This window comes from Sphingomonas sp. GW821-FHT10F11, assembly GCF_058809095.1.
Genome location: NZ_JBXASH010000002.1, coordinates 20,140 through 34,096, shown reverse-complemented (window position 1 = coordinate 34,096; position 13,957 = coordinate 20,140). Strand labels below are relative to the sequence as shown.

At 65.5% G+C, this 13,957-nt stretch carries 14 protein-coding genes; all 14 read left to right on the top strand.

The genetic code is table 11. The annotated features are described in order from the left end of the window. Positions 1 to 13: 13 nt before the first annotated feature. The 14 genes from AC1RT8_RS06165 (at position 14) to AC1RT8_RS06100 (ending at position 13,940) form a co-directional block, all read left to right on the top strand. On the top strand, positions 14 to 1,594 hold the full coding sequence (locus tag AC1RT8_RS06165) for an alkaline phosphatase D family protein (protein ID WP_493074713.1): 1,581 nt from the start codon (positions 14 to 16) through the stop codon (positions 1,592 to 1,594). 224 nt (positions 1,595 to 1,818) lie between these two features. Then, a complete protein-coding gene (locus AC1RT8_RS06160) occupies positions 1,819 to 4,218 on the top strand; it encodes a TonB-dependent receptor (RefSeq protein ID WP_493074712.1) in 2,400 nt (799 codons plus the stop codon). A gap of 298 nt (positions 4,219 to 4,516) precedes the next feature. Further along, positions 4,517 to 4,870: a helix-turn-helix domain-containing protein gene (locus AC1RT8_RS06155; protein ID WP_493074711.1), complete on the top strand. Its 354-nt coding sequence runs from the start codon at positions 4,517 to 4,519 to the stop codon at positions 4,868 to 4,870. Beyond that, positions 4,867 to 6,168, top strand: a complete 1,302-nt coding sequence (locus AC1RT8_RS06150; RefSeq protein WP_493074710.1) for a type II toxin-antitoxin system HipA family toxin — start codon at positions 4,867 to 4,869, stop codon at positions 6,166 to 6,168. The genes AC1RT8_RS06155 and AC1RT8_RS06150 overlap by 4 nt, the downstream gene beginning before the upstream one ends. A gap of 59 nt (positions 6,169 to 6,227) precedes the next feature. After that, a complete protein-coding gene (locus tag AC1RT8_RS06145; protein ID WP_493074709.1) occupies positions 6,228 to 6,419 on the top strand; it encodes a hypothetical protein in 192 nt (63 codons plus the stop codon). Beyond that, complete coding sequence (locus AC1RT8_RS06140) at positions 6,419 to 8,101, top strand: portal protein (RefSeq protein ID WP_493074708.1); 1,683 nt, start codon at positions 6,419 to 6,421, stop codon at positions 8,099 to 8,101. The genes AC1RT8_RS06145 and AC1RT8_RS06140 overlap by 1 nt, the downstream gene beginning before the upstream one ends. A gap of 153 nt (positions 8,102 to 8,254) precedes the next feature. Next, positions 8,255 to 8,575, top strand: a complete 321-nt coding sequence (locus AC1RT8_RS06135) for a Bbp19 family protein (protein ID WP_493074707.1) — start codon at positions 8,255 to 8,257, stop codon at positions 8,573 to 8,575. Beyond that, the gene (locus tag AC1RT8_RS06130) at positions 8,529 to 9,185 is read left to right on the top strand and encodes a hypothetical protein (RefSeq protein ID WP_493074706.1); all 657 of its coding nucleotides are present in this window, start codon (positions 8,529 to 8,531) and stop codon (positions 9,183 to 9,185) included. The genes AC1RT8_RS06135 and AC1RT8_RS06130 overlap by 47 nt, the downstream gene beginning before the upstream one ends. A 3-nt stretch (positions 9,186 to 9,188) precedes the next feature. Further along, the gene (locus AC1RT8_RS06125) at positions 9,189 to 10,211 is read left to right on the top strand and encodes a major capsid protein (protein ID WP_493074705.1); all 1,023 of its coding nucleotides are present in this window, start codon (positions 9,189 to 9,191) and stop codon (positions 10,209 to 10,211) included. Between the two features lie 180 nt (positions 10,212 to 10,391). Then, positions 10,392 to 10,826: a Bbp16 family capsid cement protein gene (locus tag AC1RT8_RS06120; RefSeq protein WP_493074704.1), complete on the top strand. Its 435-nt coding sequence runs from the start codon at positions 10,392 to 10,394 to the stop codon at positions 10,824 to 10,826. 14 nt (positions 10,827 to 10,840) lie between these two features. Then, positions 10,841 to 11,008 carry a hypothetical protein gene (locus AC1RT8_RS06115; RefSeq protein ID WP_493074703.1) on the top strand — a complete coding sequence of 56 codons (168 nt, stop codon included), beginning with the start codon at positions 10,841 to 10,843 and terminating at the stop codon, positions 11,006 to 11,008. Between the two features lie 141 nt (positions 11,009 to 11,149). Beyond that, entirely contained in the window at positions 11,150 to 12,064 is a 915-nt protein-coding gene (locus tag AC1RT8_RS06110) for a sulfotransferase domain-containing protein (protein ID WP_493074702.1), read from the top strand. A gap of 46 nt (positions 12,065 to 12,110) precedes the next feature. Then, entirely contained in the window at positions 12,111 to 12,620 is a 510-nt protein-coding gene (locus tag AC1RT8_RS06105) for a hypothetical protein (RefSeq protein ID WP_493074701.1), read from the top strand. Between the two features lie 96 nt (positions 12,621 to 12,716). After that, positions 12,717 to 13,940 carry a hypothetical protein gene (locus tag AC1RT8_RS06100; protein ID WP_493074700.1) on the top strand — a complete coding sequence of 408 codons (1,224 nt, stop codon included), beginning with the start codon at positions 12,717 to 12,719 and terminating at the stop codon, positions 13,938 to 13,940. Positions 13,941 to 13,957 lie beyond the last annotated feature (17 nt).

Here is a 13,957-nt window from a genome sequence, read left to right as displayed (position 1 = left end):
CGATAGGCCGGGCATGATCAGGAACGACATCACCCTCACCCGCCGCACGGTTCTTGCCGCCGCGGGCGGATCGGCCGCGCTCCTATCGGTCGGTGCGCGCGGGGCGCAGCGCCTGCCGCAGGGGCTGTTCACGCTCGGCATCGCCTCAGGCGACCCCGCCGCCGATGGGGTCGTGCTCTGGACCCGGCTGGCACCGACGCCGATGGCGGGCGATGGCGGGATGCCGCCGGTCGCGGTGCCGGTCCGCTGGGAGGTGGCCGAGGACGAAGGTTTTGCGCGCATCGTGCGGTCGGGCACGGCCCGCGCCGAGCCGCTCTGGGGCCATGCGGTGCATGTCGACGTGACCGGCCTGCGGCCCGCATCGCGTTATTTCTACCGCTTCATCGCGGGCGGCGAGAAGAGTCCGGTCGGCCGCACGCGTACCGCGCCCGCACCCGGCGCGGCGGTGGAGCGGCTGCGCGTCTGCTTCAGCTCCTGCCAGAAATACGAAGCGGGTTTCTACGCCGCCTATCGCCATATGGTCGCCGAGGACCCGGACCTGATCCTGTTCCTGGGCGACTATATCTATGAAGGCGATCCCGGTTCGAAGAACGCGGTGCGGCTGCACCGCAATGCCGAGCCGGTCGACCTGGCCGGCTACCGGGTGCGCTACGCCACCTACAAGCTCGATCCGTTGCTTCAGGCGGCACACCAGGCCGCGCCCTGGGCGCTGACCTGGGACGATCACGAAGTCTCCAACGATTACGGCAATGCGCGCGACGAGAAGAACGGCGATCCGGCCAAAATGCTGCTCCGCCGTGCCGCCGCCTATCAGGCCTATTACGAGCATCAGCCGCTGCGCGCCGCGACTCGCCCGCACGGGGCGGACATGCAGCTTTACCGGACGCTCGACTGGGGTGGGCTCGCCCAGTTCCAGATCCTCGACGACCGGCAATATCGCGGGCTGCCCGCCTGCCAGCCGCCCGGCCTGGCCGAGGCGCACCGGAAATACCAGAGCATGATCGACGCGTGCCCGGACCTGGGCGATCCCCGCCGATCCATGCTGGGTGCGCGGCAGGAACGCTGGCTGGACGAACGGCTGGGATCGACCCGGGCGCGGTGGAATATCCTGGCCCAGCAGACGCTGATGCACCAGCAGTTGCGGATCGACGAGGACCATCCCGAGCGCGGCAGGCAATATTCAGCCGATACCTGGTCGGGCTTTCCCGCGGCGCGCGACCGGATCTTCCGGCGCTGGGTCGAGGCGGGCACCAGCAATCCGCTGGCACTGGGCGGCGACATCCATGCCTTTGCCGCCGGCGCGATCAGCGATCCGGCCAGGCCCGACGGCCCGCCGATCGCTGCCGAGTTCGTCGGCGGATCGATCACCTCGCTGCTGCACGACCCGAGCCTGAAGCAACTCGCCGGCGCCAACGGCCTTGGCTTCGCCGAGAGTGAAGTGCGCGGTTATGGCCGGGTCGACCTGAGGCCATCCGGCGGCGAGGTCACCTTCCGGGGCCTGGCCGATGCGCTGAAGGAAGATTCGGCCATCGCCGACATCGCCCGCTTTGCGCTCGAGCCCGGCAAGCCCGGCCTCCATAGCATGACGACATAATTTTTCCGGGCAACATCTTGTCACAATAGGTACATGAATCCCCCCTACCGGCGCTTCAGCGCAAGCGTACCAGAACGATAACGATAATCGGAGACTCGAAAAACGCCGACCTCGCCTTTGCGGGGCGAAGAGTCATGCCTGCGCGCTATTCATATTATTGGGGGACTGAATTCATGCGCTCGACATTTACTGGACGCTCGTTCGCGAAGAACGGCGGATACTTGATGCTGTCTGCCAGCCTCTTGTCGCTCGCAGCGATGGCGCGGGCCGAAACCACGCCCCCTGCCCCCGCCGAGACTCCGGCGGCAAGCGCTGCGGACGACACCACAGATGCCGAGCAGCAGCAGGACATCACCGTCGTCGCGCGCAAGAAATCCGAAAATGCGCAGCAGGTGCCGATCCCCATCACCGTGATCGGCGCGGCCGAGCTGACCCGGCAGAACCTGGTCAACTTCACCAATTTCCAGACCAAATTCCCGTCCTTCTCCGTCTATCTGACCAATCCGAAGCAGCTCAACCTGGGCATTCGCGGCATCGGCAATAACGGCTTCAACACCGATGGTATCGACGGGTCGGTCGGCATTTTCGTCGACGGCGTCTACACCGGCCGCCAGGGCATGGTGTCGAGCGACTTCAACGACATCGCCGATGTCGAGCTGCTGCGCGGACCGCAGGGCACGCTGTTCGGCAAGAACACCACCGCCGGCGCGGTGATCATCAACACGCTGAAGCCGAGCTTCGATCTCGGCGCCACTGCCGAGGCGACCGTCGGCAATTTCAATTTCCATGAATTCAAGGCGAGCGTCACCGGCCCGCTGATCGCCGACAAGCTCGCGATCCGCCTGTCGGGTTTCTACAGCGATCGCGACGGTACTTATCACAACATCTTCAACGGCAACGACCAGAATGCCCGGCAGGGCTGGGGCATCCGCGGCCAGTTGCTGGCGACCCCGACCGACAATCTGACGATCCGGCTGATCGGCACGCATGGCCGGCAATCCTTCCCGACCATCTCGCCGGTGATCCTGTCGGTGTACAACCCGGCAGCGCTTCAGGCGCGCATGACGGCAGCGGGCTATACGCTGCTGACCAGCAACGCGAAGGACCGGCTGATCAACATCGACAGCCCGCTCAACGCGCAGACCAAGCTGGATTCCGCCAGCGGCGAGATCAACCTGGGTCTCGGCGGCCTTGGCGACCTGACCTCGATCACGGCCTATGAGGCATGGTCGTGCTTCACCAACAACGACAATGACTATACCCAGCTCGACGCGCTGGCCGATTACGGTTCGTGCAACAAGGAGCATCAATTCTCGCAGGAGCTGCGCTGGTCGAGCCCGAAGGACCGGCCGATCGAAGCGACCGTGGGCGGCTTCCTCAGCCGGCAGCGGCTGCAGGTGGATTCGCGCGTCCGTTTCGGCACGCAATATCACATCTGGGCGGCCAACCCCTCGGCGACCCAGTTCCCGACCCTGAACGGCAAGACCTGGGCGCAGGGCGCCTATGCCGCGAAGCTGACCGGCGCCGGCTTCCGCAGCCAGGCGGTGTTCCACACCGACACCAACGCGCTGTTCGGCAACGTCACCTGGCACCCCGATGCCGCACGCAATTTGTCGATCGATGTCGGCCTGCGCCAGACCTGGGAGGACCGATCGCAGCTCTATGACGGCGTGGTCGCCTCCAACCCGGGCGGGCTCACCACCGCGCAGCTCAACGCGCTCTCGCCGAGCGGCGCGAACGCGCAGTTGGGCCATGTCGACACCAGCCTGACCGACAGCTCGCTGTCGGGCGAAGTGGGCGTCAATTACAAGGTCACGCCGACCTTCTTCGTCTACGGCAAATATGCGCGCGGCAACAAATCGGCGGGTTTCAACCTGCTGCCGTACAATTCGACCAACCCGGATTCGGGCGTCGCCTCGGCGATCGCGCTGGGCGCCGCGCAGACGGTAAAGGGCGAGACCGCCGACAATTTCGAGATCGGCTTCAAGAGCGAGTTCTTCGACCGCAAGATCCTGCTGAACGTCACCGCCTTCCACACCAAGGTCCGCGACTATCAGGCGAACCAGGCGGTCGGCGTCGGCAATACCGCGCTGAAGTTCCTCGCCAATGTCGGTTCGCTGACGTCGAAGGGTGTCGAGGTCGAGGCGCAGACCTGGCTGTTCGAGGGTTTCCACACCAAGGGCTTCATCGCCTATGACGACGCCTATTATTCGTCGTTCCACAATTCGGTCTGCCCGGGCCAGTCGACCGCGCTGACCTGCGACCTGACCGGCCGGCAGGTGGCCTGGGCACCGACATGGACCGCCGATTTCACGGCGGACTATACCAGGGCGATCACCAACGACGCGAAGCTCTATGGCCTGGTCGATGTGAACTGGCGCTCGAAGCAGAACACGACGATCACGCTCGATCCGGCGGCGGAGATCAAGGGCTATGCGCTCGCCAGCGTGCGCGTCGGCGCGCTGTTGATGGATGACAAGCTCGACCTGCAATTCTGGGTCGAGAATTTGTTCGACAAGACCTATTACATCAACCTGCTCGGCTATACGAAATCGACCGGGATCATCCAGGGCTATCCGGGCAACCCCCGCACCTTCGGCGTGACGGCGCGGGTGAAGATGTAAGCTGATTGCGAACGGGGCGCGCCGCGACGGCGCGCCCTTTCAACGCCTTTCCCAGGCCAAGCCCCATATCAGCCAACGAGAGCGCATTGCCGCGTTTGGTACCGGCATAGCCGCATGCCTGTGGGCAGGGAATATCCTGTATTTGATTGAAACTCGCCAAATCTGACGATTTATGCTTATGATCTGGATATGAATCGCCAGATTTGGCGAGATATGTGACTCTGCTGCTTTTCCTACAATTCGCCAAACTTGGCGAATTATGGTTGATTTTAATATATTACTCGCCATATATGGCGAGATGAAGATCACGGCCACCATGCCCGAAGCAACGATGCTCGAGGAACTGGGCCACCGTACCCAGCAGCAGCGGGTGGGCATGAATCTGACCCAGTCCCAGCTGGCCGAAGCATCGGGCGTCTCGGCGCGCACGATCGAGCGCCTCGAGGCCGGGACCTCCATCCAGGTCGACAAGCTGCTCCGGATCCTCCGCGCACTGAAGCTGTCCGAGAATCTCGACCAGCTCATCCCCGACGCCGGCGTTCGTCCGCTCCAGCTGGTCAACGCGAAATCGGGCCTCCGCCAGCGCGCCTATACGCGCAAGATCCAGGGCCACCCCAAGGGACGGCATTGGGTGTGGGGCGACAAGAAATGACCACCGCCGAGGTCTGGCTGTGGGGCACGCGCATCGGCGCGGTGACGCTCCCGGCAAACGAGCGTTTCACCAGCTTCGAATATGATCCGGAATTCATGCCGAGCGGCATCGAACTCTCGCCCATCACCATGCCCCTCGGCCGGCGGGTCTATCGCTTCCCCTCCCTGCCGCCCGAGAGTTTCCACGGACTGCCGGGGCTGCTCGCGGATTCGCTGCCCGACAAATATGGCAATGCGCTGATCGATGCCTGGCTGGCGACCCAGGGGCGCCTCCCCGGCGATTTCAATGCGGTCGAACGGCTATGCTATACCGGCTCCCGGGGCATGGGTGCGCTCGAGTTCAGGCCGTCCCAGGGGCCGGCGTCGCCGAGAACCGAGAAGGTCGAGATCGACGCCCTCGTCAAGCTTGCGTCCGAAGTGCTGACCCATCGATCCGACCTGAACGTCACGTTCGCCGGCGAGGACAAGGCGGAGGTGCTGCGCGAGATCCTGCGCGTCGGGACCTCGGCGGGCGGTGCGCGCGCCAAGGCGATCATCGCCTGGAACCCTGTCACCAACCAGGTCCGCTCCGGTCAGGTGACGGCGCCGGAGGGCTTCCAATATTGGCTCATCAAATTCGACGGGGTGGAGAACAACAAGGACCATGAGCTTGCCGACCCGAAGGGCTTCGGCGCGATCGAATATGCCTATTCGAAGATGGCAGCCGATGCGGGGGTCGATATGGCCGAATGCCGCCTGTTCGAGGAGGGCGGACGGCGCCACTTCATGACTCGCCGCTTCGACCGGCTCGACGATGGCGACAAGCTTCACATGCAATCCCTGGCCGCGATCGCTCATCTCGATTTCAACGATCCGCGCGCCAACAGCTATGAGCAGGCATTCGTCGTGATGCGCGAGCTTGGCCTGCCGCAAAGCCAGGTCACCCAGCAATTCCGCCGAGCGGTGTTCAACATCGTCGCCCGCAACCAGGACGATCACGTCAAGAATATCGCCTTTCTCATGGATCGGCAGGGCGCGTGGGGCCTCTCGCCCGCCTTCGACATTTCCTATTCGTACAATCCCGGCGGCGACTGGACGTCGCAGCATCAGATGTCGCTTGCCGGCAAGCGCGACGGCTTCACGCTTGCCGACCTCATTACCGGCGGACTGGCGGCCGACCTTTCCCGGCGCCGGGTGGAGACCATGGTGGACGAGGTGACCGGAGTCGTCTCGCGCTGGGGGGAATATGCCGCAGACGCCGATGTGAAACCCGGATTCGTGCGCAGCATCGCGGAGACGCTTCGGCTCGACATTCGCTGAGTCGCGCGACGGGTCGGCGTCGATTCAAACCTTGCCCCGCCTGCCCTATTCCGCACTGCATGTGCACGCCAAAGCCCCCCAAGCCGCAAGTCATTCCCGAGCGTCAGGCGCTCAAGCTGCCCGATGGCGGCGCCACCGCGCCGCGCGTCGAGGATGATGTCCGCCGACGACGCGCGATGATGGCGTCGATCTTTCAAGGTGTCCTCGGCCAGGGATCCGGGCCGGCGACCACGACGGTATTGGGCGGCTGATGGCGCCCCCCTCGCTCCCCCGCACCTCCCTCAAGGAGCGTTGCAACCGCCGCCTTTCCGCGCTGAAAGCGGCGCGTCAGCCCTATGAAGCCGAATGGGCCGAGATCGCGGGATATGCGCAGCCTTCCCGCTCGCGCTTCCTCTTCTCCGAGAACAGCCGCAATTTCCGGCGGGGCAATCCCGGCATCTATAATTCGCATCCGATCCTGAGCTTCCGCACCCTGACCGGGGGCATGACGAGCGGGCTTTCCTCGCCGTCGCGGCCCTGGTTCCGGTTGACGCCGTTCGAGGCGGACCTGGCCGGGGACGGCGCGGTGAAGACCTGGCTGAGCGAGGTCGAGCAGCGCATATATGCCTTCCTCGCCAACACCAATTTCTACGGCGCGGTGAAGGCCGGGTACGCGGAGATGGGGCTGTTCGGCACCGATGCCTGCGTGATGGTCGAGCATGACCGCGAGGGTGCCGTGTGCCACGCGCTGACCGCGGGCGAATACTGGACGGCGCTGTCCGATGCGATGGTGCCGGACACGCTGTACCGTCGCTGCTCCATGTCGGTGCATCAGCTCGTCCAGTCCTTCGGCCTGGAGCATGCCAGCGACTTCGTGCGCAACTGCTACGCCAATGGCCGGTACGACGAGCAGATCCCGGTGATCCATGCGATCGAGCCGAACGACGACCGGGTATCCGGCGTGATGACCGCGCGGGGCAAGCCGTGGCGGTCAGTCTATTGGGACGAGAATGACGGGCGCGCCGACCGGCTGCTGCGCGTCTCCGGCTATGAGGAACAGCCCTTCTGGGCGCCGCGCTGGGACACGACCGGGGGCGACACCTATGGCACCTCACCCGGCTTCGACGCTCTGCCCGACATGCGCGAGCTGCAGACGCAGACCAGGCGCAAGACCAAGGCGACCGAGTTCCTGATCAGTCCCGAGAAGATCGTGCCGGCGACAGTGAAGCTGACGGGCAAGGCGGGCAATGTGGTGTCGGCGAGCGCGGTCGACGCAGCGGGGGTGATCGTGCCCTACACGATCAACCCGGCGGCGATCGGCGCGATCATGGAAGATGTCGGCCGCTGCGCCGAAGCGGTCGACCGGCTGACCTATGCCGACCTGTTCATGGCGATCACCAACATGGACGGCATCCAGCCGCGCAATGTCGAGGAGATCGCCAGCCGCAACGAGGAGAAGCTGACTCAGCTCGGCCCGGTGATCGAGCGCGTCAACAACGAGAAACTCGAGGTGGCGATCGACCGGACGTTCGGGATCATGGCGCGCAAGGGGATGTTGCCGCCGGCGCCGGAGCATCTCCAGGGGCAGCCGGTCAAGGTCGATTTCGTGTCGATCCTGGCGCAGATGCAGCGGATGGTCGGGCTTGGCCAGATCGAGCGGACGGTCGCGTTCGTGGGCAATCTCGCGGGGCGCTTCCCCGAGGCGGCGGACCGGCTGGATGTCGATGCGATCGTCGACGATTATGCCGATCGCGCCGGGGCGCCGCCCAGGATCATCCGGTCGGTCGACGATGCCGGCAAGCTGCGTGAGGGACGCGCGCAGGAAGCGCAGATGGCCAAGGTGGCGGCGATGGCCGGGCCGGCCAAGGACGGCGCGGCGGCGATGCAGATGCTTGGGCAGATGGCGGGCGCGCAGGGCGGGCCGGCTGGGCCTGGGCCTGGCCTCGGGCAGTAGCGCCGTTCTTCCCTTCTCCCATCGGGAGAAGGTGGCGCGATAGCGCCGGATGAGGGTGATGATAGCGCATCGCTCGCCGTTCACCCTCACCCTCCCAAGCTTCGCTTGGGCCCCTCCCTCTCCCGCTGGGAGAGGGAAAGAAGGTAGCCTCCCATGATCGAAAAGACCGACAAGCTCATCCTGCTCGAAAGCGCCCCGTTTCGGCGCTTCCTGCTGTCACTGGTGCAGCGCGCAGGCGTGTTCGAGACGACCGCCAATGTCGCCGATGGCCGCCATCTTTATCTCGAAGGCCGGCGCAGCCTCGCGCTCGAAATCCTGCGCGATTTCGACTCGGCGCAGCCCGTGGCCCTGCCTGACGGAATCCCCGCGGCCACCTTGATTCAAACCTTGCACGAACTGGCGCATTCCGGGCGCAAGGAGAATGTCCTTGAACGACGAAATATATACGCAGAACTCGGAGACGACGACGCCTGAGGCGGACGAAGGCTTCGACGATTTCGAACCCTCGGCCCTGGGCGACGATGTCGCCGACGGCGCGGAGGACCTTCCGGAAGACGATGAGGGCGAACCGCCCGAAGCCGATGCCGGGATCCCCGATCACTATCAACTCACCGTGCCCGAGGGTCTGACCCTCGACCCCGTCGCGGTGGAACTGGCGACGCCGGTATTCCGCGAGCTCGGCCTGTCCAACGAACAGGCCAACAAGCTGATGCCGGTCGCGGGGCAGTTCGCCCAGGGGCTGCTCGACCGGCACCAGCGCCAGTTCCTCGGCCAGGTCCAGGCCGAGCGGAAAGCGTGGCTCGACAGCGCGCGGAACGATCCGGAGATCGGCGGCCAGCAATGGGCGACGACCATCGGCACCGCGGCCAGGGCGCTCGACGCGCTCGGCTTCGGCAAGGGCAGCGCGTTCCGCACGCTGCTCGACGAGAGTGGCCTCGGCAACCACCCCGAGATGATCCGCGCCTTCCAGCGGGTCGGCAAGGCCATCGGCGAGGACGGCTTCGAACGCTCGTCGGGCATCCATCATTCGAAGCGAGACAGGGCGGAGACGCTCTACCCCGAAGACACACCCAAAGGACGATAAGACATGGCGACCATCGGCAATTCATTCCTCAACCTGATCGATCTCTACAAGGGCGCCGGCGGCGCCGACGGCCAGCTCGGCGAAGTGGTGGAGGTGCTGCGGCAGCTCAATCCGATCATGGAGGACGCGGTGACCGCGCCCTGCAACATGGGCACCGTCCACCGCCACACCATCCGCACCGGCCTGCCCGACGTGACCTGGGGGCGGCTCTACCAGGGCATCCCCCAGTCCAAGTCGACCACGCAGCAGGTCGACGACACCACCGGCTTCGTCGAGGGTCTGTCGACCGTCGACACGCGGTTGCTGGAAATCTCCGACAACCCCGGCGGCGTGCGCCTGTCGGAAGGCCGCGCCTATCTCGAGGCGATGGCGCAGGAGGTGTCGCGCGGCTTCTTCTACCACAACACCACGACCACCCCGGAGCGGTTCAAGGGCCTCGCCGCGCGGTATTCGGCGCTTGGCGGCAGCGGCGCGGGCGGCCAGATCATCAATGCCGGCGGTGTCGGCTCGGACAATACCTCGATCTGGTTCGTCACCTGGGGCGACGATTACACGACGCTGATCCATCCCAAGGGCACCAAGGCCGGCGTGACGCGCGAGGACAAGGGCGAGCAGCGCACCTCCGACGGCAACGGCAACATCTATTATGTGAAGGAGGAGCTGTTCCGCCAGCATATCGGCGTGGCGGTGCGCGACTGGCGCTACAATGCGCGCATCGCGAACATCGACGTGTCGAACGTGCAGGCGGGCTCGGTCGATCTCTACGGTTTCATGCGTCAGGCCTGTTACAAGCTGCAGGGCCGGCGCGCGGCCAAGATGGCGGCGAACGTCGCGGCGCAGGGCCGCACCGTCATCTACATGAACCGCGACATGCTGCAGGCGCTCGACGCGGCCGGCACCAACGCCTCGAACGGCGCGCTGATGCTCAAGCCGATGGAGCTGCAGGGCGAGGAGGTGCTGTCGTACCGCGGCATGCCGATCCGCGAGACCGACGCGCTGATCAATGCGGAAAGCGTGGTCAGCTAGGCGCGCCCATCTCAACCCGTCATGCCGGACTTGTTCCGGCATCCACCGATCCGCGAAATCTCCGGCCAGAGCATGTGCGGGACGGTGGACCCCGGAACAAGTCCGGGGCGACGGAAGGGAGTGGACCGCCCTTGCGGCCAATTCCCTTCGCAAAGATTCCGATATCCCAGGAGAAAACACATGATCTTCGACGCAACCACCCTGTTCTCGAACGCCCAGGCGGTGACCGCCACGGCAGCCTCGACCAATATCATCGACCTCGGTGCGACTGGCACCGTGTTCGGCGCCGCGGCCGCCCTCACCCGCGATGTCGGCAAGGGCAAGGAAGTCTCGATCCGCGCGAGCGTGGTCGAGAGCTTCAACAACCTGACCTCGCTGACCATCGGCATCGAGACCGACGACAATGTCGGCTTCGCCTCGGCCAAGACCGTGTGGACCTCGCCCGCCTATGCGCTGGCGGACCTGGCCGTCGGCGCGAAACTGCTGCTGCCCGATGAGCTGCCGGTCGGCACCGACGAGCGCTATCTGCGGCTGAAATACACCGTCGCCGGCACCGCGCCGACGCTCGGCAAGATCACCGCCGGCGTGACCGCGGGCAACCAGACCAACCCGTGACTGGAGCCATGACCATGAAACAGCCCCGTACCTACACTGCGCCGCACGACGTCTATACCGGCGGCGTGCTCTACCGACCCGGCCAGCCCTTCACCACCGACGAGGCGCGCGGCGCCAAATGGGAACCCGTTGGCCCTGCGGAGAAAGCGGCGATCGTCGCCTTGCGGGACACCGCGCGGTAAACCTGTCGCGGGAACGGTGACGCGCCGTTCCCGCGACGATCTGCGCCCTGGTCGCTTGGTCGATTCTTGAGCGCAACGACGTTGGCGTGACCCGCCACTTCCCGCACCCGGGCGCGACTTTCTTCCGCTGCCGGAGCACCCATGGCCACGCAACTCGCCCCACGCGCCCCCCTGAAGACGCGCGAATTCCACAACCATCATTTCGATTCGACGATCTGGAACGACTTCGCCTTCCGCGACGACGACATCGTCATCGCGACCTATGGCAAGTCCGGCACGACGTGGATGCAGCAGATCGTCGGCCAGCTGATCTTCGGCGGCGATCCCGAGGTGAGCGTCTGCGACCTGTCGCCCTGGATGGACCTGCGGGTGCCGCCCAAGGCAGTGAAGCTGGAGGCGGTCGAGGCCCAGCAGCATCGGCGCTTCCTGAAGACGCATCTGCCGGTCGATGCGCTCGTGTTCAGCGGCCAGGCCAAATATATCTATGTCGCCCGCGATGGCCGCGACGTGATCTGGAGCATGCACAACCACCATGCCAACGCCAATGCCGCGTGGTTCGCCGCGCTCAACGACACGCCCGGCCGGGTCGGCCCGCCGATCATGAGCGCCGACCCCGATATGCCCCATTATTTCCGCAACTGGCTTGAACGCGACGGCGATCCCTTCTGGCCGTTCTGGGAGAATGTGCGGAGCTGGTGGGCGATCAAGGACCAGCCCAATGTCATGCTCGTTCATTTCGAGGACCTGAAGCGCGACCTGGCGGGCGAGATGCGGCGCATTGCCGAGTTCCTCGACATCAAGATCGACCGCGAGCGTTTCCCGTTGATGCTCGAGCATTGCTCCTTCCCCTGGATGAAGGCGAACGCGAGCAAGGCGGCGCCGCTGGGCGGCGTGTTCTGGGACGGCGGCGCCGAGACCTTCATCAACAAGGGCACCAATGGCCGCTGGCGCGACGCGCTGAGCCTGCGCGACGTGATCGATTATGAAACGCGCAGCGTGGCCGAGCTCGGTCCGATCTGCGCGCGCTGGCTGGCCGGCGGCGTGCGCGCGGTCTGACGACGAATTCCCGGGCCCGACGAGGCGGCCGGCGCGTTGACCGGTCATGACCAACCGTACCGCGCCTGCCTTCGTCGCCCTGTTCCTGCTCGCCGGCTGCGGCGGTGCCGAGAGCAAGGACATGCCGCCCGCCAATGCCGCCGGTTTCGTGCCGCCGCGCGACGTCGCCGCGACGCCGATGCCCGGGCAGACGCCTGACACACCGGCCACTGCCTATGTCGGGAAATTTCCGAACGATCCGGTCGGCGGCGTACTGTTCTTCGACCGTACGGATGTGTCCAAGGCGCTGCTGGAAGCGGTGCACGACAATGTGACCCGGGCGCATTTCCGGGAATCGCGGGGGCCGGAAAAGCCGATCTATGCCCGCGCCGGCAAGGTCGCCGCGGCGGGTTGCGAAGCGCAGGATTGCAGCGGGCGGAACTGGGCCTTCCTGTTCGACCCCGCAACGAAGAGCGGCGAGGCCTGTTACCACGACACCGCCACCATGCAGGATTCCAGCCGCTGGTTCTCGAATGGCAATGTGATGATGCGCGGCGGGATGTGCCCGATCGCCTGACGCGAGGGGCGCCTACTGGAAAAATCGCCCGAAACGGTCCAGACAACCTCCCGGGGCACGGCGGATAACGGCCGGCACGATCAAGGAGAGGTTGATATGAGATACGTTGCCATACGGTCCGTTCTTTGTCTTGCCCTGATCGGCGCGGCCCCCGCCGCCGCCATGGCCCAGAAGCCGCCGGCCCCGGCGGCGCCCAAGATTTCCAAGGAGGCCCGGCCGGCGCTGGCCGACGCGCAGGCAGCGATCAAGAAAGGCGATTTCGCCACGGCCGCCGCCAAGCTGACCGAAGCGGACGGCCTGGCGCAAAGCAATGACGACCGCTTCATGATCGGATCGCTCCGGCTCGATCTGGGCAAGGCGCAGAAGGACCTCAACATCCAGGCGCAGGGCATCGAGGCGGTGCTCGCCAGCGGGTTCCTGCCGGCCGCCAATGTGGTGACGTTCAACCTGGCCGCAGGTCAAATCGCCTATAACAACAAGGATATGGCGAAGGCGGACAAATATCTGACCGCCGCCATTGCCGCGGGGGCCAGCGACGCGAACGTCTATGCGCTGCTGATGGAAGCGAAGATCGCCGAGAAGAAACCGGACGAAGCCGTCACGGTCCTGGAGCAGGCCATCGCCGCAAAGCCCGGCGGCGTGCCCGTACCCGACGACTGGTATGCCCGCGCGTTCGGTGTCGCCTATCAGGCGAAAATGGGTTCAGGGGTCGAGCGGGCCGGCCGGGCGCGGGTCGCCGCCTATCCCAGCGCCACTCATTGGCGCGACGCGCTGATCGGCTTTCGCGACACGAACGATATCGACACCCAATATGTCATCGACCTGATGCGCCTGCTGCGCGCCGCCAAGGCGATGAAGGGGCAGGGCGACTATCTGTCCTATGTCGAGAACACCTATCAGAAGCTGCCGGGCGAGGCCTCGGCCGTGCTGGCCGAGGGCGTGAAGAGCGGCGATATCGTGCTGGCGACCAACATGACCGCGCGTGAGTTCAACGATGTGGTCAAGACCAAGATCGCGAGCGACCGCGCGAGCTTGCCAGCCGGCGCGACACAGGCCAAAGGACCCAACGGCACGGGAACGGTCGCGCTGGCGATGGCCGATGCCTATTTCGGCTATGCCGATTATGCGCCGGCGATCGAGCTGTACAAGGTCGCGCTGGCGAAGGGTGGCGTCGACGCCAATATCGTCAACACGCGGATGGGCGCGGCGCTGGCGCTGAGCGGCCAGGGTGACGCCGCGAAGCAGGTGTTCGCCTCGGTCAACGGGCCGCGGGCGGCGCTGGCGAAATATTGGATCGTGTGGATCGACCAGCCCAAATGAGGCGGGCAACCGGAGCG